27 protein-coding genes and 4 tRNA genes are annotated in these 25818 nt (G+C 70.1%); 1 reads left to right on the top strand and 30 read right to left on the bottom strand.

What is annotated here, in order from left to right:
- From tadA to VMD91_04960, 4 genes are all read right to left on the bottom strand, one after another.
- On the bottom strand, window positions 1–462 hold the full coding sequence (gene tadA, locus VMD91_04975; protein HTW83407.1) for a tRNA adenosine(34) deaminase TadA: 462 nt from the start codon (window positions 460–462) through the stop codon (window positions 1–3).
- A 1-nt stretch (window position 463) separates the two neighbouring features.
- Window positions 464–537: transfer RNA gene (locus VMD91_04970), tRNA-Arg, on the bottom strand.
- 98 nt (window positions 538–635) lie between these two features.
- Window positions 636–884: a hypothetical protein gene (locus tag VMD91_04965; GenBank protein HTW83406.1), complete on the bottom strand. Its 249-nt coding sequence runs from the start codon at window positions 882–884 to the stop codon at window positions 636–638.
- Between the two features lie 180 nt (window positions 885–1064).
- A tRNA-Met gene (locus tag VMD91_04960) sits at window positions 1065–1136 on the bottom strand.
- A 191-nt stretch (window positions 1137–1327) separates the two neighbouring features.
- On the opposite strand from VMD91_04960, the gene VMD91_04955 reads away from it, so the two are divergent.
- Complete coding sequence (locus VMD91_04955) at window positions 1328–2851, top strand: aspartyl protease family protein (protein ID HTW83405.1); 1524 nt, start codon at window positions 1328–1330, stop codon at window positions 2849–2851.
- A gap of 51 nt (window positions 2852–2902) precedes the next feature.
- Here VMD91_04955 and VMD91_04950 read toward each other — a convergent pair.
- From VMD91_04950 to VMD91_04825, 26 genes are all read right to left on the bottom strand, one after another.
- A tRNA-Arg gene (locus VMD91_04950) sits at window positions 2903–2976 on the bottom strand.
- Window positions 2977–3043: 67 nt separating this feature from the next.
- Window positions 3044–3132 (bottom strand) — tRNA-Ser (locus VMD91_04945).
- Window positions 3133–3199: 67 nt separating this feature from the next.
- Window positions 3200–3430: a hypothetical protein gene (locus VMD91_04940; GenBank protein HTW83404.1), complete on the bottom strand. Its 231-nt coding sequence runs from the start codon at window positions 3428–3430 to the stop codon at window positions 3200–3202.
- Between the two features lie 76 nt (window positions 3431–3506).
- Window positions 3507–4535 carry an endolytic transglycosylase MltG gene (gene mltG / locus VMD91_04935; GenBank protein ID HTW83403.1) on the bottom strand — a complete coding sequence of 343 codons (1029 nt, stop codon included), beginning with the start codon at window positions 4533–4535 and terminating at the stop codon, window positions 3507–3509.
- Window positions 4511–4924 (bottom strand): Holliday junction resolvase RuvX, encoded by a 414-nt coding sequence (gene ruvX, locus VMD91_04930; GenBank protein ID HTW83402.1) that lies wholly within the window; start codon window positions 4922–4924, stop codon window positions 4511–4513. Before ruvX ends, mltG begins: the two co-directional genes overlap by 25 nt.
- Entirely contained in the window at window positions 4921–5622 is a 702-nt protein-coding gene (gene recO / locus VMD91_04925; protein ID HTW83401.1) for a DNA repair protein RecO, read from the bottom strand. Before recO ends, ruvX begins: the two co-directional genes overlap by 4 nt.
- A 29-nt stretch (window positions 5623–5651) precedes the next feature.
- Window positions 5652–6056, bottom strand: a complete 405-nt coding sequence (locus tag VMD91_04920) for a cytidine deaminase (GenBank protein HTW83400.1) — start codon at window positions 6054–6056, stop codon at window positions 5652–5654.
- Window positions 6049–7347 carry a hemolysin family protein gene (locus VMD91_04915; protein HTW83399.1) on the bottom strand — a complete coding sequence of 433 codons (1299 nt, stop codon included), beginning with the start codon at window positions 7345–7347 and terminating at the stop codon, window positions 6049–6051. Before VMD91_04915 ends, VMD91_04920 begins: the two co-directional genes overlap by 8 nt.
- 86 nt (window positions 7348–7433) lie before the next feature.
- Window positions 7434–7778, bottom strand: coding sequence for a diacylglycerol kinase family protein (locus VMD91_04910; GenBank protein HTW83398.1), 345 nt, complete (start codon window positions 7776–7778; stop codon window positions 7434–7436).
- A gap of 13 nt (window positions 7779–7791) precedes the next feature.
- On the bottom strand, window positions 7792–9348 hold the full coding sequence (locus tag VMD91_04905) for a hypothetical protein (GenBank protein ID HTW83397.1): 1557 nt from the start codon (window positions 9346–9348) through the stop codon (window positions 7792–7794).
- Window positions 9345–9848: an rRNA maturation RNase YbeY gene (gene ybeY / locus VMD91_04900; protein HTW83396.1), complete on the bottom strand. Its 504-nt coding sequence runs from the start codon at window positions 9846–9848 to the stop codon at window positions 9345–9347. Before ybeY ends, VMD91_04905 begins: the two co-directional genes overlap by 4 nt.
- Window positions 9845–10816: a PhoH family protein gene (locus tag VMD91_04895; protein HTW83395.1), complete on the bottom strand. Its 972-nt coding sequence runs from the start codon at window positions 10814–10816 to the stop codon at window positions 9845–9847. Before VMD91_04895 ends, ybeY begins: the two co-directional genes overlap by 4 nt.
- Window positions 10817–10851: 35 nt before the next feature.
- On the bottom strand, window positions 10852–11220 hold the full coding sequence (locus tag VMD91_04890; GenBank protein ID HTW83394.1) for a hypothetical protein: 369 nt from the start codon (window positions 11218–11220) through the stop codon (window positions 10852–10854).
- On the bottom strand, window positions 11217–12230 hold the full coding sequence (gene floA / locus VMD91_04885) for a flotillin-like protein FloA (protein HTW83393.1): 1014 nt from the start codon (window positions 12228–12230) through the stop codon (window positions 11217–11219). Before floA ends, VMD91_04890 begins: the two co-directional genes overlap by 4 nt.
- 12 nt (window positions 12231–12242) lie before the next feature.
- Window positions 12243–13532 carry an NfeD family protein gene (locus tag VMD91_04880; protein HTW83392.1) on the bottom strand — a complete coding sequence of 430 codons (1290 nt, stop codon included), beginning with the start codon at window positions 13530–13532 and terminating at the stop codon, window positions 12243–12245.
- A gap of 30 nt (window positions 13533–13562) precedes the next feature.
- Window positions 13563–14009, bottom strand: coding sequence for a GatB/YqeY domain-containing protein (locus tag VMD91_04875; protein HTW83391.1), 447 nt, complete (start codon window positions 14007–14009; stop codon window positions 13563–13565).
- Window positions 14010–14075: 66 nt separating this feature from the next.
- Window positions 14076–16802, bottom strand: a complete 2727-nt coding sequence (locus tag VMD91_04870) for a TonB-dependent receptor (GenBank protein ID HTW83390.1) — start codon at window positions 16800–16802, stop codon at window positions 14076–14078.
- Window positions 16803–16934: 132 nt separating this feature from the next.
- A complete protein-coding gene (locus VMD91_04865) occupies window positions 16935–17792 on the bottom strand; it encodes a phytanoyl-CoA dioxygenase family protein (GenBank protein HTW83389.1) in 858 nt (285 codons plus the stop codon).
- A gap of 95 nt (window positions 17793–17887) precedes the next feature.
- A complete protein-coding gene (rpsU, locus tag VMD91_04860; GenBank protein ID HTW83388.1) occupies window positions 17888–18058 on the bottom strand; it encodes a 30S ribosomal protein S21 in 171 nt (56 codons plus the stop codon).
- Window positions 18059–18161: 103 nt separating this feature from the next.
- Window positions 18162–18512 carry a histidine triad nucleotide-binding protein gene (locus VMD91_04855; GenBank protein ID HTW83387.1) on the bottom strand — a complete coding sequence of 117 codons (351 nt, stop codon included), beginning with the start codon at window positions 18510–18512 and terminating at the stop codon, window positions 18162–18164.
- Between the two features lie 11 nt (window positions 18513–18523).
- A complete protein-coding gene (locus tag VMD91_04850; GenBank protein ID HTW83386.1) occupies window positions 18524–20080 on the bottom strand; it encodes a copper amine oxidase N-terminal domain-containing protein in 1557 nt (518 codons plus the stop codon).
- A 38-nt stretch (window positions 20081–20118) separates the two neighbouring features.
- A complete protein-coding gene (locus tag VMD91_04845) occupies window positions 20119–21648 on the bottom strand; it encodes a hypothetical protein (GenBank protein ID HTW83385.1) in 1530 nt (509 codons plus the stop codon).
- Window positions 21649–21650: 2 nt separating this feature from the next.
- Window positions 21651–22628 carry a glycosyltransferase gene (locus VMD91_04840; protein ID HTW83384.1) on the bottom strand — a complete coding sequence of 326 codons (978 nt, stop codon included), beginning with the start codon at window positions 22626–22628 and terminating at the stop codon, window positions 21651–21653.
- Window positions 22625–23629 carry a glycosyltransferase gene (locus tag VMD91_04835; protein ID HTW83383.1) on the bottom strand — a complete coding sequence of 335 codons (1005 nt, stop codon included), beginning with the start codon at window positions 23627–23629 and terminating at the stop codon, window positions 22625–22627. Before VMD91_04835 ends, VMD91_04840 begins: the two co-directional genes overlap by 4 nt.
- The gene (locus tag VMD91_04830) at window positions 23626–24441 is read right to left on the bottom strand and encodes a glycosyltransferase family 2 protein (protein ID HTW83382.1); all 816 of its coding nucleotides are present in this window, start codon (window positions 24439–24441) and stop codon (window positions 23626–23628) included. The genes VMD91_04835 and VMD91_04830 overlap by 4 nt, the downstream gene beginning before the upstream one ends.
- On the bottom strand, window positions 24372–25818 hold a 1447-nt coding region (locus VMD91_04825; GenBank protein ID HTW83381.1), incomplete at its 5' end, for a CTP synthase. The genes VMD91_04830 and VMD91_04825, both read right to left, overlap by 70 nt.

The raw sequence follows: 25818 nt of genomic DNA, 5'->3' as shown, positions 1-25818 counted from the left end.
TCACCGCCGCCGGGCGAAGAACTCGCGCAGCTGGGCGGCAGTCTCGTCCGCGAGCACCCCGTCGATGACCTCGACGCGATGGTTCACGGCGGCCGAACCGAGTATATCGATGACGGACCCCGCCGCCCCTCCCTTCGGATCGCGACAACCGTAAATCAACCGTTCGATTCGCGCGCCGGCCAAGGCGCCCGCACACATCGGGCACGGCTCTTTGGTGACGTAGAGCGAACCGCCGATCCGCCAGCGGCCGAGCGCCTGCGCCGCCGCCCGGATGACCAGCAGCTCCGCGTGCGCGGTCGGATCCGGTCGCAGCTCCTTCTCGTTGCGGGCCTCGAAGACGCGGTCGTCGACGACCAGCACGGCGCCGATCGGCACGTCGCCGGCCGCGGCGGCCTGGTCGGCAAGCGCCATCGCGCGCCGCAGGTACGCCTCGTCCGACGCGCTCGCGGCGGCGAGGGAAATTCGCTCCCGGCCCGGCTCGAACGGGCAACCTTCGCCTTCGGAGGGCGACACTCTATCCAATTGAGCTACGGGAGCAGCGTTCGGCTCGCTTTGCTCGCCGAACGGGTCGGCATGACCCGCGTTCGACGCGGGTCAGCCTTCCTACGGCGCGGCGCGGTCGCGGAGCGAGCGCGCTAGCGATTGCCTTCGGTGGCGGTGGGGCCGGTGGGGCCTTGGGTCGGAATGTGCTTGAACAGGTCGAGCTTGTGTTCGACCAGCCCGCGGTAGAACTTGCGAACGCAGTCCGGGTGACCGAAGAAATAGGTCCGGGCGTACGCCAGATCATCCCCCGAACTGTCCGGCACATAATGGCTGATCTCGATCTCTTCCATTTGCGCCCGGTCAACCGGGTGCGGGCAGAAATCGCAGGGGATCGTCGACATGGTGTACTGTACCTCAGGAACGAGCAGGACGTGTCTGGGTAACGCGCCCTGGCTCGGGTTCAAGACCCGTCCGTTCGTAACGCGGTTTCGGGCCCCGGCCGCGACGCGCCTCCGCCCCCGCGTCGGAGCGACAAACGCAACGCCCGCCGCGGACTCGCATCCGGGCGGGCGTCGACACACTGACTCGGGTAGGATTCGAACCTACGACCTAGGGCTTATGAGTCCCCCGCTCTACCGCTGAGCTACCGAGCCGCGCAGGGCTCCGACGTCTCGAACGTGCGCCGATTAGGCAGAACCCGCCGGGACCCTGCCGGGCTGCACCCGCCGGTTTTCGTCTCAAACCGCAGCAGGACGCACACGCCATCCGCCGCCAAGTGCTCGGTCGGCCTGGCACTCTTCAGCCAGATCGTCTTTCGCGCGCAGGCGCCGTCCGAGGGGAATCCATGGTCGCACGGATGGTCGGGACCATCGCTCTGATCGCGCTGGCGCTGTTCGGCATGAGCGGCACGCCCGTCGCCGCCGACGACGCGGCCGCGCTGCTCGCCAAGCACCGCGCGTACGTCGGCTGGCAAGACGGCGACGGCAGCATCACCTCGCTGCGCGAGAGCGGCACGGAGACGCGCGGTGACACCGTCGTCGCCCGCCTCACGCACTTCCGGCGCGGCATCGCCTATCGCAACGTGTACGAGCGGCGGCAGCAAGTCTTCCAGAACGGCTTCACCGGACGCGTGCTCTGGACGTCCAACGAGAACGGGTTCACGGTGCAGAGCGTCGGCGAGCCGGCTCGCTACGCCGCGACCGACGCGAGCTTGTTCGGCGAAGGGCTGGGCGACGCGCCGGCGACCGTGTTGCGCGCCGAGACGCTCGACGGGACGGCGGTCACGTGGGTTCACCTCGCACCGGCGGTCGGCGTCCCCGTCGACGTCGCGATCGATCCGTCGACGGGCGCGTTCAAACACGTCGTGCTCGATCCGGGCGGCGACTACGAGACGGCGCTCGACATTCTCGGCTACACCGACGTCGGCGGGGGGAAGCGCGTGATCAGCAGTTGGCGCTATCGCGGCACGCGCCCGATCTACGCCTACACGTCGGTCACCGCGAATGCGCCCGTCAGCGACGCCGAGCTGCACCCACCCGCGCCGCGTGCGACCTGGTCGTTCGATCCCGCGATGGGAACGGTGCCGGTCGAGCTCACCGAGGAGCGGATCACCGTCGACGCCGTCGTGAACGGCGTCAAAGGGCACTTCTTCCTCGACACCGGTGCGAGCTCGATCGTCCTCACCGACACCTTCGCGCGGCGCGCGAACGCGCACCGCATCACGGAGTCGCGCATCGTGGGCATCGGCGGCGGCGTGGCCAGCAACGTCTACCAGCTCGACACGATCGCGTTCGGAAACAGTACCTTGCGCAACGTCGCCGCGTACACGGGCATCGACGAGGAGGCCGACGCGTGGCGCGGCTTCGATGGCGTGATCGGCTTCGACCTCTTCGCGGGAGCGATCGTCGACCTGAACCTCGATCAGCAGACGCTGCGCATCCTCGACCCGACCCGTTTCGAGCCCGACAAGAGCGTTGGGTTCGTCGTGCCCGTCGATCTGACCAGCGGTCAGCCGCGAGTACCGATGCGGGCGGGCGGCCGTGTCCCGGTACTGGCCACGCTCGACAGCGGCAGCCCCGCGCTGGTGCTCTTCAGCACGGAGCTGCAGAGCCGCGACCACGTCGCGTTCATCGTCGACCCGACCTCGCTCATGCAAGAAGCGTACATCGTCGGCGTCAACGGGCGTGAGCTCGACAAATGCGGGAAGCTCCAAAGCCTGCAGCTCGGGCCCATCGTCTATCAACCGGTGCCGGCCTGTGCGTCACCGTCGATGGGGCACAGCGACGTGCTGGTCGGGCTCGAGTTCTTGCGCGCGTTCAACATCACGTTCGACTACCCCGACGGCTATCTCGTGCTGCGCAAGCGCTAGTACGAAAAACGGCCCGCGCGATCTGTTCGTGCGGGCCGTTTCGTTCGAATACGCGGTCGGAGGGACTCGAACCCCCAACCTACAAGTTCGTAGCCTGTTGCTCTATCCAATTGAGCTACGACCGCGTGCGTCGCCTGCGCGGCGACCCGAACGAATACGCGGCGGAGATGACGGTTCCTGCCGCGTCGACTTCGGAGAGAGAGGGATTCGAACCCTCGATACGATGTTACTCGTATAACGGTTTAGCAAACCGCCGCCTTCAGCCGCTCGGCCATCTCTCCGCGCCGGGTCCCCAGGTTCGGACGCCCAGGGCCCCCTCCCTTTCGTCGGCCGGGCCGGTCGCTGGCGTTAACCCGGTTCTTCGGCTCCGCCCGACTCCTCGGCCAAGACGAAGAAGTCGTCGAGGATCTCCTGCGCCAGCTCCTCGTCGTCCAACAGCTCCCCGAACTTGTCGGTGACGATGAACTCGTCGCCGGCCTCGTTGTAGCAGACCGCGTAGGCGTTGTTCTCCTCGTCCTCGACCAGGCCGACGACCTCGAAGTGGAGCTCGTTGCCGTCGTCGGTGTGGAGCTCGAGCACGTCCTTGAGGTCGAGCGCTCGCTTCTCGCCGTCGCCGTTTGCGCCGGGGCTGCCGTTGGTATCGATGGCGTTCTCCTTACTTGAGGTAGCGGGCGACGTTCGCCTGGTGCTCGGCGTACGTGCGCGCGAACGCGTGGCGACCGTCCCCTTTCGCGACGTAGTACAGATAGTCCGTCGTCGCGGGTGCGAACGCGGCATCGAGGCTGGGCTTGCCCGGATTGGCGATCGGCGTCGGGGGCAGGCCCACGTGCCGGTAGGTGTTGTACGGCGAGTCGACGTGCAGATCGCGCGCGGTGATGACGTCGTGATGGGTCGGAAACGCGTACTCGAGCGAGGCGTCGATCTCGAGCGGCATCTTGCGCCGCAAGCGGTTGTAGATGACCGATGCGATCAACGGCCGCTCGTCGTCGACCTTGCCTTCGCGCTCGACCAGCGAGGCAACCGTCACCGCCTGCGGGACGGTGACGTGCAGCGCGCGCGCGCGCGCGGCGGCGTGGGGCGGCAGCTCCTGGAAGAACTGTCCGACCAGCACGTCGGCGATCGCCTCGGGTGAGTCGTCGACCGGCAAGAGATAGGTACTCGGAAAGAGATAGCCCTCGAGGTCGGGCGCCCGCGTGCCGTCGACGGTCAGCGGCTCGTGCAAGAACACGCGCTCGAAGTCGTCGGCCGGCTTCAACCCGCGCGCGGCGAGCGTCGTGGCGATCTCGCGCGCGGTGAAGCCCTCGGGAATCGTGACCCAGACCGCATACTGCTCGCCGCGCACCAGCCGTTCGAGCACTTCGTCGCTGGACTGGTGCGCCGGAAAGCGGTACTCGCCGGCCTGGACGTCGGCCTCGACCGACCGCAAGCGCGCCAGCAGCCGGAACGCGAGCGGGTGTGCGAGGACGCGATGCGTGTCGAGCAGCGTGACGACCTGGCCGAACGTCGACCCGCGCGGCACGACGACGTCGGTCTGGACGGCCGGCAGCGCACGATCCCCGTAGACGGCGTGCTGGAACCACAGCGAGGCCGCCAACACGATCGTCCCCGCGCTGACCAGCACCGCGAGCGCGACGCCGATGAGGGCGGCGCGGGCGCGGTTCACCGACGTCTGCGGGCTAGCCATGTCTCCAAGATGCCGACGGCGGCGAGTTGGTCGACGACCTGCTTGCGCTTCGCGCGCGACACGTCGGCGCCGATCAGCGCCTTCTGCGCGGCGGCCGTCGTCAGCCGCTCGTCGATCCGTTCGATCGCGCCGTCCCACGCCCGGGCCAGGTGCGCGACGAACGCGTCGATCTTCTCGCTGGCCAGCGCGCGTTCACCGGCCATCGTCAGCGGATCGCCGACCACGATGGTGCGCGCGCCGCGCTCGCGGGCGATCGCGACGATCTTGGCGACGTCGTCGCGCACATTGGTGCGTTCGAGCGTCGCGTGCGGAAAGGCGAAGCTGCCTTCGCCGACGGCGACGCCGATGCGTTTGCTGCCGACGTCGAGCCCGATCACCGTTTCGGTCATGACGAGAGCTCGTGCACGAGCGCGCGCGCCTTCGGCCGGCGCCCGAGGTGCCACGAGATCAGGTCGTCGGCCGCACGCGCGACCTTCGGCGTCGCCAACAGCGCCGCGCCGGCACCGCGCTCGGCGCCCAGCGCGCGGAAGTTGGCGACGTCGCCGGCGTCGAGCGCGTGCGCGTCGCCGCGCGCGCCGTAGCAATCCGGGCAGCCCAGACCGCCGGCGTCGAGATCGAGCCAGGCCCCGGCGTCGAGCGCGTTGCCGCAGCGCACGCACGCGTCGTCGGCCGGCGCCAATCCCAGCGCGTGCAGCAGCCGCAGCTGGAAACGCGGCAGCAGCACCGCCGGCGCGTCGCTGACGGCCATCGCCGCGGTGACGCCGCCGACCAGCGTGTAAATCTCCGGCAGCGCGAGATCGGGCTCGCAGAACAGATCGACCGTCTCGGCGACCAGCGAGGCCGCGGCGAAGGTGTCCGGGCGCACCAGTCCCTCCCAGTGGCTGCGCAGCTCGCGCACTTCGACCACGACGTCGAGCGAGCGTCCCTTGTGCAGCGAGATGCGCACCTCGGCCAGGAGCTCGAGCCGCCCGCCGACGGAGCTGCGCGGCCGGCGCGCGCCCTTGGCGACGGCGTCGACCTTGCCGCGCTCGCGCGTCAGCAGCGTGTAGACGCGATCCGCCTCACCGATCGGACGCGCGCGCAGCACGATCGCGTCGGTGACGGAGCTGCGGGCGGTCAGCGCCGCGCCTCGTCCAGTTGGGCCGGACCGAACGCGCCGGGCAGCAGCGCGTCGACCGAGGTCGTGACGAGCCGGCCCGCGTCCTCGTAGTAGACCGGCATGCGCGGGCCGAATTCGTTGAGGACCTGACGGCACGCGCCGCACGGCGTCGTCGTCACGCCCGGCGGACCGGCGACCGCGCACGCGACGAAGCGCTTCACGCCGGACGCGACGGCGTGGAAGATCGCCGTGCGCTCCGCGCACATCGAGAGGCCGTACGAGGCGTTCTCGACGTTGGCGCCGGTCCATACGCGACCGTCCTCGTCGAGCAGCGCGGCGCCGACGGCGAACTGCGAGTACGGCGAATAGCTGCCGGCGCGCGCGCTCTGCGCCGCGGCCAGCAAGGTGGCGGGATCACTCACGGACGGTGGCGTGTTCGGCCTCCGGCGTGCCGTCGGCCTGGTCGGTCAGGACGCGCACGCTGATGATGCGCCGTCCGCGGGTACGGTCGACCCGCAGCCGCACCCCGTCGACCGCGTCGATCTCCTCGCCCTCACGCGGGAGGCGGCCGAACAGGCCGACCGTGTAGCCGCCGATCGTCTCGAACTCTTCGTGCGGGAGCGCGATCCCGAGCGCGGCGTTGACGTCCTCGATGTTCGTGCCGGCCTCGACCGCGGTCTCGCCGGGGCCGATCTCGCGGATCGGCTCTTCTTCGCCTTCGTCGTGCTCGTCGCGGATCTCGCCGACGATCTCCTCGAGCAAGTCCTCCATCGTGACCAGCCCCGCGGTGCCGCCGTACTCGTCGAGCACGATGGCCAGCGAGAACTTGCCGCGCTGCATCTCGCGCAGCAGCTCGGAGATGCGCTTGTTCTCCGGCACGTGGACGACCGGACGCATGAGCGCGCGCACGCTGTTGGTCGCGATCGTACCGTTGGCCAGCGCGATCAACAGCTCGCGGTCGTGAACGACGCCGACGACGTTGTCGATCGTCTCCTCGTAGACCGGCAGCTTCGAGTACCCTTCGGCGATGACCAGATCGAGCGCGCGGCGCGGCGAGCTGGTGACCGCGACGGTCACCATGTCGGTGCGCGGCGTCATCACCTCGCGCACGATCGTGTCGCCGAACTCGATGACCGAATGGATCAGCTCCCGTTCGCCTTCCTCGAGCACGTTCTGCTCGACGCCGACGTTGACGAGCGTCTTGATGTCCTCTTCGGTGACGTACGGGCCGACGTGCGGCTTGCCGCCGAACAGCCGTACCAACCCGTCGGTGATCCACAGCAGCGTCGCGGTCAGCGGCGAGAGGACGCGCGTGACCAGACCCAGCGCGGGCGCCAGGCGCAGCGCGGTGCGGTCACCGGCGCCCACCGCCACCGTCTTGGGGAGGATCTCGCCCAGGATCAAGATCAGGATGGTCATGGTCACCGTCGACCAGATCGCCGCGTGCGGGATCCGCGCCGCGATGAACAGCGCGGTCGCCAGCGAATCGGCCGCCAGCAGCACGAAGGTACTGCCGATCAGCACCGAGGTCAGCGTTCGGTTACGGTTCTCGACCAGGTGCTCCAGCCGGCGCGCGCCGCCGACGCCCTTCTCGGCGAGCGCGCGGGCGCGGATGCGGTTGGTCGAGACGATGGCCGCCTCGGAGGCTGCGAAAAAGGCCGCCGCTGCGACCAAGAGGACGAGGCCCACGATCGCGGGCCATTGCGGCGTCATCGGCGCGAGGGGCCGCGGCCGCTACTGCCCGCAGGGGAAGGGTCGGTATTCAAGCGGGGCCCATTATAACACACCGCCTCCACCGGTCACGGTCGCAGGATGCTCCATGCCCCGATCAGCAGACCGGCGGCCGCCGCCGCCAGGGCGGCGACCAGGACGGCCGCGGCAGCACAGTCCTTGGCCAGCTTGGCCAACGGGTGGTCCTGGGGCGAGACCAAGTCGACGACGGCCTCGAGAGCGGTGTTGAGCAGCTCGGCGCCCAGCACCAGGCCGACCGCCAGCGCGACGACCGCCCAACCCAGCAACGGCAGCCGGATGACGACCCCGCCGACGACGACCACCGCGACGATCCCGGCGTGGATGCGGACGTTGCGCTGGCCGCGCCACGCCGCCGCCAGCCCCTCGAGCGCGTAGCCGAAGGCGGCCGCCAGGCCGTGGTCGCGGTCATCCGAGGTCGGCGAGCGTGAGATCGCGGCTCCCCTTCCAGTGCGCGCGATAGGCGGCGCGCGCTCCGGGGTCGTCCTTCCCCTGCGCCGTGCGCGCCTCCGCCAAGCCCCACTCCAAGTGCGGATCGTCCGGGAAGCGCATCAGCTCGGCCGCGAACACCGCCTCGGCCTGGGCAGGCTGGTGGTCGGCCAACAGCGCGGCCCCGTAGCCTTCGCCGACCGGGGTCGCCCAATAGGTCTTCGGATCGCCGGGGTCGTCGTTCTTGGTCGCCACGTAGGCCTTCGCGTAGGCCGCGACCCGCGCGGCGAGGTCGCCGGCGTGCTGCGCCAGGGCCGCGTCGATCAGCTCTTGCGCGACCGCGTCGTCCGCGAGCCGAGCGCGAAAGCGCTGCGCCTGGGCCCGCTCGCCCAGACGCGCGGCCGCGATGCCGCGCGGCAGCAGCGCTTCGGCCGGTGCCTCGCGTTCCGCCGTGGCGTCGTCGTGCAGCCGAATCGCGAGCCTGGTCTGCATCGCGGCGTCCTCGTGCCGCGCGAACGCCAGCGCGTCGGCGTCGCGGCCGACCGTCGTCAACCCGTACAGGACGAAGTCGACGTCGTGGTCGTGATAGTTGCGCATGTACGCTTGGCCCGGCCCGTCACCTTGCGAGAACCAGGCCTGATCGTTGGCCACGGCGCGCTCGTTGTCGTCGACCAGCTGCGCGTAGTTGCCGACCCGGTCCCAGATGTGGCCGGGCATGTGGATCAGGTGCGAGGTGCCGGGCGGATACGCGTACGAACCGAGCGCGATCGCGTCGGGAATCGCCTCGCGCGCACGGTGCGTCTCTTCGAGCAGGTGGATGCGCAGGTGGTGGGCGCCCAGATTGGTCGGCTCGAGCTCGAGCGCGTCGTCGAGATCAGCCAGCATGGCCCGCGCCTTCTCGGTCGGTGCGCCGTGCACGGAGAGCGTGTCCTCGGCGTTCCAGCGCGCGTACGCCGCGACCGTCAGCACGTTCGCGTCGTCGCGGTGCGTGCGCGTCCACGCGTCGAGCGCGTCGGCATAGCGCGCGAAGCGCTGCTCCTTGCTGCCGTGCCCGTAGCGCAGCGCGATCGCGTCGATCAGCATCTTCTCGACCGGGCTGGCGTGCGCGAGGTGGCGGCGCCCGGCCGCCACGGCCTCCGCACCGCGCAGATCGCCCTCGCTGCTCTGCGGCGCGTTGATGTCGATCGTGTCGGCTTCGGCTTCGCCCCAGTACGCCAGCGCGAGGTGCGGATCGAGCGCGATCGCCTTGCCGAACGCGACGCGCGCCTCGCCGACGTCGAACGCGTACAGCATCAGCACGCCGCGATCGAGCAGCGCTTGCACCGCGACCGAGGCGCCCTCGACGGGCCAGTGTGCGTGCGCCTCCTGCGCGGTCGCCGGCTGTGGCGCGATCGTCGGCGCACCGACCGGCGTTGGCGCAGCGGGCGCCGGCGTCGCCGCGGGCGGCACCGGGGCGGGCGGCGCGGCGGTCGGCAGCGGCGTCGGCGCGACGCCGAGCAACGCCAGCGCCAGCGCGGCGACGAGCGAACGGATCATCGAAGCGTCGATTCGAGGTAGGGCCACGGCATCCCGATCGCCGCGGCGAGCCGCCGCTCCTCCGCCTCCATCACCGCTCGCTCGCCGGGTTCCATGTGGTCGTGGCCGGCCAAGTGCAGCACGGCGTGGATCAGCAGCCGCTCGACTTCGCGCGCGAGCGGCGCGTCGTAGTCGGCCGCTTGCCGGGCGGCGGTGTCGACGCTGACGACGACGTCGCCCAGCATGCGCTCCGCGCCGTCTTCGTCGTCCGCGCGCAGGGCGCGCGTGCGCCCGCTGCGGTCGAACGCCTCCGGCGGGTGCAGCGGGAAGCTCAGCACGTCGGTCGACGCGTCCTTGCCGCGATGCTCGCGGTTGAGCTCGCGCATCGCCGCGTCTCGCACGAACGTCAGCGAAACGCTGGAATCGGCCTCGCCGATCTCGGCCAGCAGCCGTTCGAGGACGCGCGCGGCGGCACGCGCGTCCAGGCCGCTGCCGCGCGTCTGGTTGTCGAGATAGATCACTCGCCGCGTTCGCGCGAGAGCTGCGCGTACGCCGCGACGATGCGTCCGACCAGCGGGTGCCGCACGACGTCGGTTTCGTCGAGCCGGACGATCCCGACGTCCTCCATGCCCGCGAAGATGCGCTCGACGTCGAGCAGCCCGCTGCGCTGGCCGCGCGGCAGGTCGATCTGCGTATCGTCGCCGTTGACGACCATCTTCGAGTTCTGCCCCAGGCGCGTGAGGAACATCTTGAGCTGCTCGGCGGTGGCGTTCTGCGCTTCGTCGAGGATGACGAACGCGTCGGCGAGCGTGCGCCCGCGCATGTACGCGATCGGTGCGACCTCGATCGTGCCGCGCTCGAGATACTTTTGCGTCGTCGCGTCGTCGAGCAGCTCGGAGAGTGCATCGTAGAGCGGCCGCAGGTACGGGTCGACCTTCTCCTTGAGATCGCCCGGCAAGAACCCGAGCTTCTCGCCGGCTTCGACCGCCGGCCGGCTGAGCACGATGCGCGAAACCTCACGGTTGCGCAGCGCGCGCACCGCCATGACGATCGCCAAGAACGTCTTGCCCGTCCCGGCCGGGCCGATCGCGAACGTCAGCGTGTCGGCGCCGATGGCCGCGGCCAGCGCGCGTTGGCCGGCCGTCTTGGGGCGAATCTCCCGGCCGCGCGCAGTCGTGACCAGCGTCGGCGGAATCGCGCCGTCGCCGTTCCCGGCCGCCGCCGCGCTCGAGCGCACCGCGAGCGCGACGTCGTCGGGGGTCACCTGCGAGCCGGCGCGCGCGGCGGCCAACATGGCGCCCAGCACGCCTTCGGCGCGCCGGACGGCCGCCCGGTCACCGCTGAGGTGAACGCGGTCGCCGTCGAGCCGCAGCACGACCGGGACGAGCGCTTCGAGCGCGTTGAGGTTTTGGTCGCGGAACCCGCAGAAGCGGATCGGATCAGACAGCCCGCCGAGGTCGAACGTCGCCTCGCTGGTGATCGACGGCATCTCCCGTTTTCAACGCGCCGGCTGGCCGGAAGGTGTCACCGCAGCGCCAACGGCGGCCCCAGGACCTCGGCCAGGACCACCGCGGTCCGAATCCGGTCGGGTTGGCTCAGCGCGGTCGCCAGGGCGCCGGACGGGCCGGCGGGGCCGACCTGCACGGGGACGAGGACCGCCCGGACGGGCGGCCCCGGCGGCGCCGCGGCACCCCGCAGCGACGGCGGCACCGTGGTCGGGCGCGGCGGCGCCCCGACGGCCGGCGGCGCGACGGCGGCCGGTCGCGGCGCACTCGGCGGCGCCGCGCCGGCGCGCTGGCGGCCCGCCCGCCCGATCGCGCGGAAGACCGAGCCGCCGATCGCGAAGACCAGGATGGCGAACGGCGCGATTTGCGCGAGGTCGTGCAGGTTCACAGCGTGGTCGTCGGACCGGCAGGCGGCGGCTGCTGGCTGGGGTCGGCCCCGCCCAGGCTCTGCCCGATCGATCCGCGCATCTCGGTGTCGGCCTTGACGTTGTTGAGCTTGTAGTAGTCCATCACGCCCAGGTGGCCCGAACGAAACGCTTCGGCGATCGCTTCGGGGATCTGCGCTTCGGCCTCGACGACCTTCGCGCGCATGCGCTGCGTCTCGGCCTTCTGCTCCTGCTCGGCGGCCATCGCGGCGTATTGCCGTTCCGAGGCCTTCGCCTGCGCGATGCGACGATCGGCTTCGGCTTGCGAGGTCTGCAGGTCCGCGCCGATGTTCTTCCCGACGTCGACGTCGGCGATGTCGATCGAGACGATCTCGAACGCGGTGCCGGCGTCCAGTCCCTTCGAGAGCACCGCCTTCGAGATACGGTCGGGGTACTCGAGAACTTCCTTGTGATCGACCGCGGCGCCGACCGCGCTGACGACGCCCTCGCCGACGCGCGCGACGATCGTCGGCTCGCCGGCGCCGCCGACGTACCGGTCGAGGTTCGAGCGCACCGTGATGCGGGCTTTGACGTTGAGCTGGATGCCGTTTTGCGCGACGCCTTGGAAGATCGGCGTCTCGATGACCTTCGGGTTGACCGACGTCTGGAGCGCCTCGAGCACGTCGCGGCCGGCCAAGTCTATTGCGGCCGCGCGCTGCCATTCCAGCGGAATCTGCGCGCGCTGCGCCGCGATCATCGCCAGCGTCACCTTCTCGACGTTGCCGCCGGCCAGCACGTGCGATTGCAGCTGGTCGACGGTGAGGTTCAGCCCCGCCTTGCGCGCCCGCACCAAGTTCGCGACGATCAGCCCCGCCGGCACGCCGATCACCCGCATCCGAATCAGCGACCCGATCGAGAGCGGCACCCCGGCGGCGATCGTGCGAATCCACAGCGCCAGCGGGAAGTAGTACAGGAACAGCACGATCCCGGCGAAGATCGCGACGATGATGACGACCGAGAAGACCGCGACCATGGAGACTCCGTTCTAAACGGCTTTGACGAAAATCCGTGCGCCCTCGACGCGGGTGACTTGGACGGGCGTGCCGGCCGGGACGAAGTCGCCGTCGGTCAAGACGTCGACGCGGGTCTGGTCGAAGGTCGCGACGCCGGCGGGGCGCAGGAACGAGTTGGCGACGCCGGTCTTGCCCAGCAAGGCACGGTGATCCTCGCTCGCGACGTAGTCCGGGCCTTGCAGCGCGCCGAACGTCAGCCGCTTCACGAACGCGTTCTCCGGCAGCACGCGCTGCAAGAGGACGAAGGCCACCACGCTCAAGACGACCGCGACGGCCAGCGCCTGCACCGCTCCGAAGAAGAACGGCAACCCGAAGGCGAGCAAGATCGCCGCGACGAGCGCGAGCGCGCCCGCCGACCCCGCCAAGCCGTGGCCCGGCAAGACGTGCAGCTCGAAGAGGATCAGCAGGATGCCGACCAGCGCCAACCCCAGCACCAGCGAGTTCGAGAACCCGGCGTAGACGTGCGTGCCGAAAAACAGCGCCAACGCGGCGACGCCCACCGCTCCGGCGATCCCGTGCAGCGTCTGCAGCTCGACGAGCAGCCCCAGGAAACCGATCGCGAGCAGGATGCCGCTGACGTCGGGGTTGGTGGCGATGCGCGCGACCTCTTCACCGAACGAATAGTGCGCGTCGACCCGCGGCGCGCCGGCGAGCCCGAAGCGCGTCAGGGCGCTGGCGAGCGTCGGCAGCGTCGCCTCCGAGTAGCCTGCGCCGCGCGCCTCGTCGGCCGTCAACGTCAAGATCGCATCGGGCTGCTTGTACATCGGTTCGGCGACCTGCGCGTCGACCATCGCCGCCGCGAGCTTGGGATCGCGGTGCCAGCGCGCCGCGGTCGACTCGAACTCGGCGCGCAGCGCCGAGACGGTCTTGACCGTCTTGGGGATCGGCTGCGCCGCGCCGATCGACGAGCCCGGCGCCATCGTGATGCGCGAAGCCGACAAGGTGATCAATGCGCCGGCCGACCAGGCGCGTTCGACGTACGCGTCGACCGGCACCCGGCTCGACAGGAGCGCGTCGCGTATCTCGGTCGCCGCGGCGACCAGACCGCCGAAGGTGTTCACGTCGAGCACGATCGCGCTGGCGCCCTCGTCCTGGGCCTGCGCGACGGCGCGCTGCACCAGATGCGCCATCCCCTCGTCGATCGTCCCCTCGACGGGGACGACCACGACCTCACCCCGCGGCGCGGCCAAGGCGGCCGGCACCCAAGCGGCCAGCGCTCCGGCGAGCAGGCAGGTCAGGGCGAACAACCGCCGCAGTAGCACGCTCGCTTCTACCGCCGCGCCCGCGCCGAGTTACGCGGAGGCCAGCTCCTCGCCGGCGATCCGGCGCACCTCGTTGCCGTCCGCGACGCCCTTGAGCTGCGGCATGACGACCTTCATCAGCGCGCCCTGGTTGCGAGCGTCGGCCGGCAAATCGGCGAGCGCCGCGCGCACGACCGCCCGAATCTCGTCGGCCGACTTCTGCGCCGGCAGGTACTGCGCCAAGATGTCGCGCTCGCGCGTCTCCTTCTCGACCAGCTCGGTGCGGCCGCCTTTGGCGAACTGGTCGATCGAGTCGTTGCGCTGCTTGACGAGCTTCTGCACCACGCCCAACTGATCGTCCGCGGAGAGCTCCGCGCCGGCTTCGATCCGGCGGTAGTTGAACGCCGAGAGGACGCTGCGCAGCGTGTCCAGGCGCAGCTGATCGCGCGCCTTCATCGCCTCCTTCAGGTCGGCGGTGATCCGGTCTTTGATGCTCACAGGGAAAGGTACGGGCCCAGGCGCGTACGCACCTGGGCCCGCCTCGCTTGCGCCCGTGACGGGCGGTCAGTTCCCGGTGTGGAGCTTGACCGAGAGCCGGATGATCCGCGGCAGCGCCGGGATCGCGGTCGGAACGAAGCTGGTCTGGATCTCCTGACCCGCGGCGTTGACCGACCCGGCGACGAGCGGCGTACCGACGTTCGGCATCGCCAGGTACGTCAGGTAGTTGTTGGTGTTGAGCAGGTTCTCGACGCTGAGCTGGATCGTCGCGGTCTTGGTGATCGGCCGCGACGCGGAGAAGTCGACCAGCGCGAAGGGCGGCTGGAAGTACGCGTTGTTCTTCCCTTCGTAGTCGACGCCGATATGGAAGTACGTCTTGTCGAGGAATCGGTAGTTGATGTCGGCGTAGCCTTTGAGGTACGGGACGCACGTCTCGATGCCGGGCGCCGCGACGCCGTTGCCGCAGACCTGCACGCCGTTGACCGGGAAGCTGGCCACGCCTTCGGAGTAGATCGACGCAGGGACGCCGTTGAGGACCGAGCGCTCCGCGGCCGCGGAAATGCTGTAGCCCAAGCCGACGGTCGGCGCGTGCGTGTACTTCAGCGTCACCAGCTGCAAGTCCAGGCGCGCGACGTTGATCGGCGAGAAGATGCCTTCGCAGCACTCGCCGTTGTAGAGAATGTTGGTGGTCGACTGCTCGAAGACGTTGTGCACGACCGATTGCTGAATGTCCAGGCTGAGCAGCGAGCGGTTCGGCAGCCGTTTGTCGACGCCGAAGTCGTAGCCCGTGCTGACCTCCGGCTCGAGGTTGGGGTTCTTCTCGGTGAGCGTGCCGCCGACTTCGTACGGCGGGCCCAGCGACGCGGCCGGCTGCTCGTAGGTCGCTAGACCGCTGAGCTGGCCGATGAACGGGAACGTCGTCGAGGTTCCCCACGAGCCGCGGTACGAGATGTCGCCGGCGGGCCGGAACGTCAACGCGACGTGGGGATCGAAACGCGTGATCGTGCGGTCGAGGCCGACCAGCGTCGCGTCGGTGGTCGAGAACGGTTGGACGCCGATGACCGTGTAGCGCGTGTCGTAGAGCCCGACATCCAGGCCCAGGTTGCGCACGAAGTTCAAGTTGCCCGTCAGCGAGAGCGTCGAATAGCGGTCCGACGAGAACGGGACCGAGACGCCGGCCGGGTTGTTGATGTATGCGTACGTGCTCTGGCCGTGGAAGTCGTAGGTCAAGTTGAGCAGGCTGTCGCCGAACGGGTGAAGGTACGAGAACGTCGTGCCGTAGAGCTTGTCGATCTCGTACGTCGAGTATTCGCTGCCGTAGCATGCCGTCTGGCCGTTGACGACCGTCGTCCCGCCGGCGGGGTTCGTCGTGCTGCCGTATGCGTTGCCGCAGGCCGTCAGGAAGCCGGCGCTCGCGCCGCCGCCGGGCGTCGAGTACATGATCGGGTACTGCGTCTCGCCGAGCCCGTTGATGATCTCCGGCGCTAGGTTCCCTATGTACGGGCGGACCAGCAGCGTGTCGTTGCTCCCGATCTGCGTGCGCAGCTCGGCGTCGAACAGCGTCTGGTTGTTCCACACGTCCGAGCCCGGGTACCATGCCAGCGCGTTGATCGTCTGACCGAAGTACTGCGAGAAGTTGGGGTTGCTGCAGACCGCGCCGATGCACGGCTGGATCGTCGTCGGACCGAGGTCGGTTCCCCAGACGGTGCCCTGCGGATGATAGCCGGCCCATGCGCCGATGAAGCCCACCTCGAACGAGGTCGCCGGCGAGAAGTTGTATTTGAGCTTGAGCAACTCGCCCTTCTGGTAGAACGAGCCGCTGGCGTCGCCGCAGAACTGGATGGTGCCGGTGTTGCCGGACATGTTGTCGCCGGCGCCCCCGTTGGCGGGCGTCACGTCGCACTGCTGGGTGTGGAAGTACGGCCCGTTGTATCCGTCGACGCCGACGCCGACGACGTATTGCAGCTTGTCGAACGAACCGCTGGCGAGCAGGTGCGTGAACAGCGCGCCGTAGTTGTCGATGCCTTGTTCGAGCGAGGCCGTCGTCTTCTGCGTGAAGCCGGTCGTCAGCAAGTTCGCCGTGCCGCCCACCGCGAGGTTCGCGAAGGGGGTGGTGTTGCCGGGACCGGACTGCACTTCGACGCCGCCGAGGAGCCACGACGGGAAATATTGGCTGCCGAACACGCCGTACTGACCGAGCGCCAGCGGGTGGCCGTCGATCAGCACCTGCGTCTCGTAGGGCTGCACGCCGCCGACGATGATCGTCGTGTCGGGCTGGCTGCCCATGTGCTGAATCGTCACGTCGGGCGATTGCTGCAGCGCGTCGTTGATCTGCGGGTTGCCCAGATTCTCGAACTGCTGCGCCGAGACGAACTCTTGCTGCGCCGCCGTCGTGTTGAGCGCGATCCCGCTGCCGCGACTGATGGTCGAGGTCGACCCGATGGTGCGCAGCGATTGCAGTGATACCTGACCCAGGCTCACCGTGAGCGCGGCGTTCGGGCCCGGCGCGAGCGGCAGACTGTCGGTCGACGAGGGGACATAGCCCGGCTTGCTGACGTCGATCCGGTAGAGTCCCGGCGGAACCGTTAGCGAGAACGAACCCGTCGCGTCGGTTTCCGTCGACGCGGTCGCCGGGCCGCTCAGGCGGACCGTGACGCCCGGAATCGGGTCCCCGCCCGAGGAGCGGACGGTCCCGGTGAGCGTCGCGGTCGTGGGCTGCGCGAGCGCCGTCTGCGTTACCAGACCGACGGCAATGGCGCACGCCGCGACAAAAGCGAGGCAGCGGTGTAGCACGAAGATTCTCCCGGAAATAGCGAGCCCGACACCGAGGTGGACCCTCGACGCCTATGTTAAGAAATCGATAATGGTGCGGAAACGTACCGAATGCCTGCTACGGGGTCAACGCGTGTCCCGTGCCACCGGCGGTCAATTCGTCGAAAGGAGTCCCCGCACCGGAAACGCCGCGTTCCGCTGAATCCAATTCTGTGACGAATACCGCGCTGCGCCGTCGACGACGTGCAGGGTGTAGGCGTGGCGCGAGACCGACGAGCGGTTGGGCGCGCTGTAGTGCGGCAACAGGCCGTGGAAGACGACCAGCGTCCCCGCCTCGACCTCGACCGGCTCGGCCTCGTCCTGCGTGGGCCACGGCGTCTGGTCGAGCTGCAGCATCCGGCTGCCGTTCGCGTCGACGACGAACTGCTCGCGCAGCGGGGTGTGGTGGCCGCCGCGCTGGACCCACAAGCAGCCGTTGCCGCGATCGGCGCGTTCCAGCGCGAACCACAGCGTCGTCACCGTGATCGGCTCGCTGGCGAAGTACGTCGCGTCTTGGTGCCAGCGCACTTCGCCGCCGATGTGCGGCTGCTTGAAGATGTACATCGACTGATAGACCTGCGGCTGCGTGACGCCCAGCTCGCGCACCAGCGCGTCGAGCCGCGGCCCGTGCGAGAACGCCGCGAAGACCGGATCGAGGTCGTGCATCGCGTGCCCGATCTTGTTGATCGAGAGCGACTTGGGCTGGCGCAGCTCGCCGTCCGCGCCGAACGCTTCTTCTTCGAAGAAGCAGCGCACGGTCGTCCCCGAGGTCAGGAAGTACTCGTCCTGTTTGGTCTTGCTCTCGTCGCGCGTGGTGAAGATCGCGCGCGTCCCGGCCGCGTCGAAGCCTTCGACGATCTCCTCGGCCCGCGCGCGCAGCGCCGCGACCTCGCCGGGCGACTTGAAGTTCGGGATGACCAGGAAGCCGTCGGCTTCGAACCGGTCACGCAAAACAGAAGAGCGGGCCTGCATGACCCGCTCTTCGCTATCGTGCCCGCGAACTCTCGCCGGCGCTGCGGATCGGGCGAAGCCCGAACGCGTGAGCTTCGGCCCAAGGCCGAAGCCACTCAGCTGCGGCGCTTGCGCGCGGCGGCACTCTTCTTCTTGCGGCGGACGCTCGGCTTCTCGTAGTGCTCGTGCTTCCGCGCCTCGGCAAGGACGCCGGCCTTCTGGGTCGCCTTCTTGAAGCGACGCAGAGCGCTCTCGATCGTCTCGCCCGGTGCGACTCGAATCTCCATACTACGTGAACACCTCCTTCCGCCCGGCACATGCCGGTTCGTGGCCCGTCTAGCGGGCCCGACGACGAAGAATACCACGGCGGGCGGTCCGGCGTCCACCGCTTCAGCCGGGCGGCCACCCCAGTGGGCGCCCCGCCAGGACGTGCGCGTGCAGGTGAAAGACCGACTGTCCCGCGTCCGGCCCCTCGTTGATCACGACCCGGTAACCGCCGGGGCCGAGCCGCCGGCCGATCTCGGAGGCGGTGTAGAGCAAACGAGCGGCCGTGCCGTCAGCCGCCGCTCCGGTGAAGGCGCTCAGGTGCTCGGCGTGGTCGGTCGGGACCACTAGGACGTGAACCGGCGCTTGCGGGTTCACGTCGTGGAACGCGACGACGTGCTCGTCGCGGTACTCCTCGCGCGCCGGGATCTCTTTGCGCACGATCTTGCAGAACAGGCAGTTCTCGGCGGTCGGCATGGTCCTCGGTGCTACTTGGTGTTGGTGTGGACGGTGAAGGTCCAGGTGCGGCTGCTGACGTTGCCGGCATTGTCGGCGACGGAGACCTTCACGTTGACGGTCCCGTTGAGTGCGACGCTCGGGCTGTAGATGATGAACTGGTCGGTACGGGTCGACGAGGGCGTCACGTCGAGGCCGTTGATCTCGATGCGCGCGCTCGACGGGTTGATGCCGACGTCCGTCGGCGAACGGTACGTCGCGTAGATCGATGGATGGTCGTTGTTGACCGTTTGGCCGAACGTCGGCGCGATGTCGATGATCTGCGGCGGCGTCCCCGTCACCGACACCAGCGTCGCCGCCTCGGCGCGCGGCGCCGCCACCCCGTCGACCGTCAGATGGCCGTACACCGAGGTACGACCGAAGTTCGCACCGGGCGGCAGCGTGTACGTCGTCGTGTAGAGCCCGGGCGAGGTCTCGGGGAGCGCGATCCCGGTCAAGTACGAGCCGACGTCGAACGTCGCCCTGCCGCCGGGCGTGCCGTGCATCGTCACGCCGAAGCTCTCGCCGGCGCGCAGCGGCCCGGGGGCGTCGACGTCGAACGAGGCGATCTGCGCGGCTCCGGCCGGCCCCGGCGTCGAGGGGATCGCGCGCGCGACCAAGATCTCGCGCTTCTCCTGCGTGTCGGGGTTCAACCGGACCGTCACGCTGTCGCCGACCTTGAGCGCCGCCAGCGTCGCCGGCTGCCCGTTGAGGGTGATCACCGTCGAGGTATCGGGGGTGACGACGTACCCGCTCTGCAGCACGAACGCGCTGGGCGAGACGGCGGCGATCACGCCCTGCCGCGAGGCGTACCGCACCACGACTTGCGCGACGCGGCCGTCCTTGCGCACGATGACGCTGGCGGCGTCGCCGACGTGCACGTCGGCCAGCGTGCCCGGCATCGCGGTGCGCGCCGAGACGTCCTGGATCGCGATCTGCGCGTCGGAGGTGACCGCGATCGTGCGTTCGCTCGGGCCGCGCGTGAGCGTGATCGACTCCGGCGCGGAGTTCAAGTCGACGGCGCTGACGGTACCGACCACCTGCGTCGAACCGCCCGCGACGTGCTGCTCGAGTCCCGGCGTGCGGCCGACGATCGACGAGACGACCTCGACCCGCTCGGCTTTGGGATCGTAGGACACCTGCGCGCCCAGCGAGTCGGCGACGAACCGCAGCGGGACGTAGGTCGTGCCGTCGATCTCGAGTGCCGGCGAATCCATCGTGATCGTCTGCGCGTCGATGCTCGCGACGCGCGATCCGCTGCGCAGCGTGATGCGCTTTCCCGGTGCCGAGGCGATCAGCGTGCGTCCGTCGCGCGAGACGGTGATGCCGAGCGCGCCGTAGATGCGCACCACCGGAACGAGCAGCCGGCCGTTGACGATGCGCGGGGCGGGATCGGTCGAGAGATCCTCACCGTTGACCGCGATCGCGATCACGCGAACGGGGACTTCTTCGTTCTTCGGCGGCGGCGCGGGCGCGGCGAAGGCGGCAACCGGCCCGCTTGCCAAGACGGCGGCGAGCAGGCCGGCGACCGGAACCGTGCAAACGCGCATGGCCCGGTGTTCGCGCGACCCGCGGCGCCGTCCCTGGGTCAGAACCGCCGCTCGAAGCGCGCGAAGGCGACTTCTTCGCGCCACTCGAGCCGCGCTTTCTCGCTCGAAGCCAGCAGCGCGCGGCAACGGGGCGCCGGCGGGACGTCGAGCAGCGGCGTGCCCGCGCACGCGGGGTTCATCGCGGTGAACCGCTCCGGCGCCGCCCACAGATCCGTGCCGGGGACGAAGGCGTGTTCGAGGCTGTCGCGCACGAGCGTCTTGAGCGTGCGGTAGTCGAGTCCGTAGCCCTTGACGGCCCGCTCGAAGCTCTGGGTGAGATCGGAGCGGATCACGCCTTCGTCGTCGGTCGCGAGCGCGACCGGAACGTGCGCGTGCAGGTAGATGAGGATCACGTCCGAGCCCGGCCGGCCGGGCTTGACCAGCTCGTGGCTGTAGAGCGGATCCTCGACCAGGATGTGCCGGCGCGCCATCTCGGCGAGCAGCCGGCGCGGATTGCGTTCGTGCAGCACGTCCAGCCCGTGACCGATCCGCTCGGCATGACCGATCTCGATCGAGTCGCGGATGTGCGAGGGATCGAGCATCGACTCCGGCGGCACCAGCCCCGGGACGAGCTCGCCGGCGTGCATCGAGAGGTGCACCTGCGGATAGAGCGCGTGCAGGTACGCGAACATCCGCAGCTGTGGTTCGAAGTCGCTCATCGCGCGCGCGTCGTCCTGCGACTGCACCGGGTTGAGCGCGACGACGCGCGGGTCGACGGCGGCGAGCTCGAACCCCGCCAGCATCTGCGCGAACACGTCGCGCCGCGGCATCGCCCGCAGGACCTGGTTCTGGTAGCGCAGGGTCACGCCGCAGCCCGGATCGGGATGCGCGGTGCCGCAGCGCAGCACCGCGCGCATCGTTCGTTCGGCGTCGTCGAGGTGGCGCCGCGCGTCGGCGACGACGTGCGCCATCCCGGCCGCGTCGAGCCGCGCGCGCATGGTCGGCAGGTCGTCGGTCCACGCGACGCTGCGGCCCAGCGCGTCGGCCTCGCCCTGATCGGGCGTGAGCATCGTCTCGAGGTAGATGACGTGCTGGATCGCGGCGCGATGCACCACCTCGGCCAGCATCTCACCCCAGTGGCCGTTCGTCACGCGGTCGAATTTGTAGAACGTATCGAAGAAATGGCCTAGGATGCTCGGGTCGCTCGGACTGGGCACGTAGTTGCGCACCGAGAGCGCGTCGATGACGCGGATGCGAAAGTCGTAGTCGGTCAGCGCGCGCGAGGCGGGCGAGAGGCCCGTGGCCGGATCGCACGGCGGCGCGACGATCGCGTAGCCGGCATCGAAGCAGTCGCCGTCGTGGACCGCGTAGCGGATGTAGCTTTCGGCATACACGGCGCCGGTCAGATGGTGGTGCAGGTCGCCGCCCTTGGGCATCTGGGCGATGAACGTCTCGAAGCGCGTCGGGTCCGGGTCCTTCGCGGCGGCGGTGAAGTAGGCCGCGGCGCGGTCCGTCGGCGAGAGCGGGGGACTCGCGGCCAGGCCGAGCGCCACCAGCGCGGCCAACGCGAACGCTCGGATCGTCGTCACCGTCACGCGAACTCCCGATACACGGCTGCCGTCTCGCATGCGAATCGATCCCAGGTGAACGCTCGCAAGACCTGTGCGCCGGCGGCGGCACGCGCGCGCGCAGCCTCGGGATCGCGCGCGAGCGCGGTCAGTCGGGCCGTCAGCGCGGCGACGTCGCCCGCGGCGAACCGCTGCGCGTAGGGCGCGACCGGGGCGGGGACGGCGGCCGTCGACGCGACGACCGGCGTGCCGAGCACCGCCGCCTCGAGCATCGGGATCCCGAAGCCTTCGCCGAGCGAGGGCTGCACGTAGGCCAGCGCGCCGCGGTAGCGCTGTGCCAGCGTCCCCTCGTCGAGATCGCCGACGAACGCGATCCCTCCCCGCGCGCGATGGAAGCGTGCGCGCACGGTGGGCTCGTCCGGCCCGGTCAGCACGAGATCGAGCGCGACGTCGTCGGGCAGCGCCGCCCAGGCGGCGTAGAGCGTCGCCAGATCCTTGTGCGGCCGGTGGTTGCCGGCGTAGAAGAGATACGGCCGGGCCGCCGGCCACGGGGGCGCGGCGAGGATGGCCGGGTCGTAGCCGAGCGGGACGACGCGAATGCGCTCGCGCGCGACGCCCAGCAGCCGGACGCAGTCGTCGGCGACGCGCGGGTCGCTCACCAACAGGCGTGCGGCGCCGCGATACATCGGAATGGCGACGGTGCGCCAATACAGCGCGGTCGCCGCCGAGAAGAGCGCCGGAAAGCGCAGGTGCAAGAGATCGTGGACCATCGCGACGTACGGCCGCGGGAGGAACGGCGCCGCTTCCAAATACGGCAGGTGCGCCAGCCGCGCGTGCGCGGCGCGCAAGGCGAACGGCAGCGCGGCCGGCGGTGCGCCGACCGGGACCAGCGTGACGTCGGGCGCGACGGCGGGGATGCGTTCGAGGAGCGCGCGCGCGTACGCGCGCATCCCGGCCGACGTGCGTGGCGTCGCGCGCGTCGCGACCGCGACGCGGATCATCGCAGCAGCTCGCGATACAGGGCGGCCGTCGCTTCGACCGTGCGCGTCCAGGTCAGGTGCGCGGTGCGCGCGCGCGCCGCGGACGCCTGCGCCCGTGCCGCCGACGAGGCGAGGGTGCGCCGCAGCAGGGCCGTCAACGCGTCGACGTCGCCGGCCGGGAACGTCGCGACCTCACCGGCCAGCACCCGCGGGACCGCGGCGTCGGCGGCGATCACCGGCGTACCGACCCGCAACGCCTCGAGCAGCGGCAACCCGAAGCCCTCACGCAGCGCCGGGTGCACGTAGGCGGCCGCGCCGCGATGGTGTGCCCACAATGCGCCGGCGTCGAGCTCGCCGGCGAACACCAGCTCGCCGGGTCCGTGCGCGAGCGCCCGCAGGGCCGCGTTCTCGGGACCGGTGACGACGAGGTCGACCGCGAACGCGGGCGGCAGCGCGCTCCACGCGCGCACCAGCGTCGGCAAGTCCTTGTGCGGGCGCTGATTGCCGGCGTAGAACACGTACCGCCGCGCGCGCAGCGCCGGTCCCGGCAGCGGCTCGGGCTCGTCGACGCCGAGCGGGATGACGCGCACGCGCGCCGCGTCGACGCCGGTGTAGCGCACCAGCGGGCCGACGGTCCGCTCGTCGTCGACGATGACGGCGCGCGCGCCGCGCAGCACCGGCGCGACCAGGTGCCGCCAGTACGGGCCGACTTTCTTCTTGCCGTACTGCGGGAACTCGAGGTCGATCACGTCGTGGACGGTGACCAGGTACGGCACCGGAATCCAACGCGGAACGAACGGCGCGGGAAAGTGGGCCAGCCGCGGCCGCAGCCGTGCCAGCGCGAGCGGGAGCCCGACTTGCTCGGCCAGGTCGAAGTTGTCGCCGCGCCCCACGAACGCGGTGCGCAGGTCGGGCGCGACGCGCGGCAGCAGCCCGCGCAGCGCACGCACGTAGGCGAGCACGCCGACCGAGAGATGCGAGGTCTCCCGGGTATCGAGTGCGACGTCCGCGCGCGCGGTCACGCCGCGCGACGCAGCGCCTTGGCGCGCACGACGACGCGATAGCGCGCGCTCTGCCAAGCGACGAATGCCCCCCGCCAGCCGTCGCGCCAGCCCCCCTCGCGCAGGAGCAGCCACAGGAACCGCAGCGGGAACGTCACCAGCGCGCGCAGGTACGCCCCGCGCGAGGGCGTCAGCGCGCCGGCTTCGAGGCTGGTGTAGCGGTCGAACTTCGCGCGATACGAGTCGAGCGTCGGGTACGAGTCGTGCACGATCGTGCCGGGCAGGTCCCCGATCGAACCGTCGACGACCCAGCGCTCGTGCACGTCGCCGCCGCTCTCGTGCGGCACCAGCCGCGCGCGGTCGGTGCGAAACAGGCGCACCAGCCGTTCGTTCGACCAGCCCGCGGCGCGGATCGGCGCGCCGCACAGCAGCGTCACCCGTTGCAGCCGATAGCCGGCCACGTGCGTACCGTCGGCGGCCAGGATCGCGTCGCGCAGCGTCGCGTCGAGCCGCTCATCGGCGTCGAGCATCAGCGTCCAGGGCGTCATGACGCGGCCCAGCGCGTACCGGCGCGCCTCGACGAAGCCCGACCACGGCCGCCGCTCGACGTACGCGCCGCACGCGCCGGCCAACTGCACCGTCTGGTCCGACGAGCCCGCGTCGAGCACGAAGACGCGCACGCCCGCGGGCAACGCGTCCAGGGTTCCCGGCAGCCGCGCCGCCTCGTCCTGCGTGAGCAGAACGACGGTCAGGTCGGCGGGGTTCAGCGGCGCACGAGCGCGCCGTTCGCGCTCGCGCGCTCCCTCGCGTGGACGAGCGCGGCGCCGATCCACTCGCGGTACAGCGGCGAGGGGCGGTTGGGCCGGCTCTTGTACTCGGGATGCGCTTGGGTGCCCACGAACCACGGGTGCACGTTCGGCGGCAGCTCGACCAGCTCGACCAGCGAGGTCCGCCCGAGCGGATGGTGTCCGCTGAACGTCATCCCGTGCTCCTCGAAGAGCGCCTTGTACTTGTTGTTGAACTCGTACCGGTGGCGGTGGCGCTCGCTGATCTGCGTCGCGTCGTAGGCCTGCGCCGCCAGCGAACCCGGCTCGAGCTCGCAGGCGTAGGCGCCCAGCCGCATCGTGCCGCCCTTGAGATCGAGGTTGCGCTGCTCGGGGATGAAGTCGATGACCGGATCGGGCGTCGTCTCCTCGACCTCGGTCGTCATCGCTTCCGACAAACCGCAGACGTTGCGCGCGAACTCGACGCATGCCAGCTGCATCCCGAAGCAGATCCCCAAGAACGGGATCTTCTGCTCGCGCACGCGCTGGATCGCCAGCAGCTTGCCCTTGACGCCGCGCGCACCGAAGCCCGGCGCGACCAGCACGCCGTCGACGTCGTCGAGCGCGCCCAGACCTTCGGACTCGATCCGCTCGGAATCGACCCGCACGACGTCGACCACCGCGTCGTGATAGATGCCGGCGTGCGCGATCGCCTCGGAGATCGAGATGTAGGCGTCCTTGAGCTCGACGTATTTGCCGACCAGCGCGACGCGCACGCGGCTGGCCGGGTTCTGGATGCGCTCGACGATCGCGCTCCACGACTCGAGCTCCGGGGGCTTGGTCTGCAGGCGTAGCTTGCGGATCGCGATGTCAGCCAGGCCTTCGGCCTCGAGGTTGAGCGGGACCTGATAGATCGTCGAGGCGTCGCCGTTCTGGACCACGCTCTCGGGCTGCACGTCGCAGAACAGCGCGATCTTTTCCTTGAGGTCCATCCCGACCGGCGCCGACGAGCCCGTCCGCAACACGATCGCGTCGGGCGTGATCCCGATCGCGCGCAGCTCGCGCACCGAGTGCTGCGTCGGCTTGGTCTTGAGCTCGTCGGCGGCGCCCAGGTGCGGCAGCAGCGTGAGGTGGACGAACATGACGTTCTCCTCGCCCACCATCTGCTTGACCTGACGGATCGCTTCGAGGAACGGCAGCGACTCGATGTCGCCGACGGTACCGCCGACCTCGACGATGCAGACTTCCGCGCCGCTGCGCTCGGCGACGCGGGTGACGTGCGCCTTGATCTCGTTGGTGATGTGCGGGATCACCTGCACGGTCGCGCCGAGATAGTCGCCGCGCCGCTCTTTTTCGATCACCGACTTGTAGATCTGCCCGGTCGTGACGTTGTTGTCGCGCGTGAGCGCCTCGTCGATGAAGCGCTCGTAATGACCGAGGTCGAGA

Source organism: Candidatus Sulfotelmatobacter sp. (assembly GCA_035504415.1).
GTDB lineage: Bacteria > Vulcanimicrobiota > Vulcanimicrobiia > Vulcanimicrobiales > Vulcanimicrobiaceae > Vulcanimicrobium.
The sequence above is the reverse complement of the archived record's forward strand: the minus strand, read 5'-3'. Positions and strand labels throughout refer to the sequence as shown.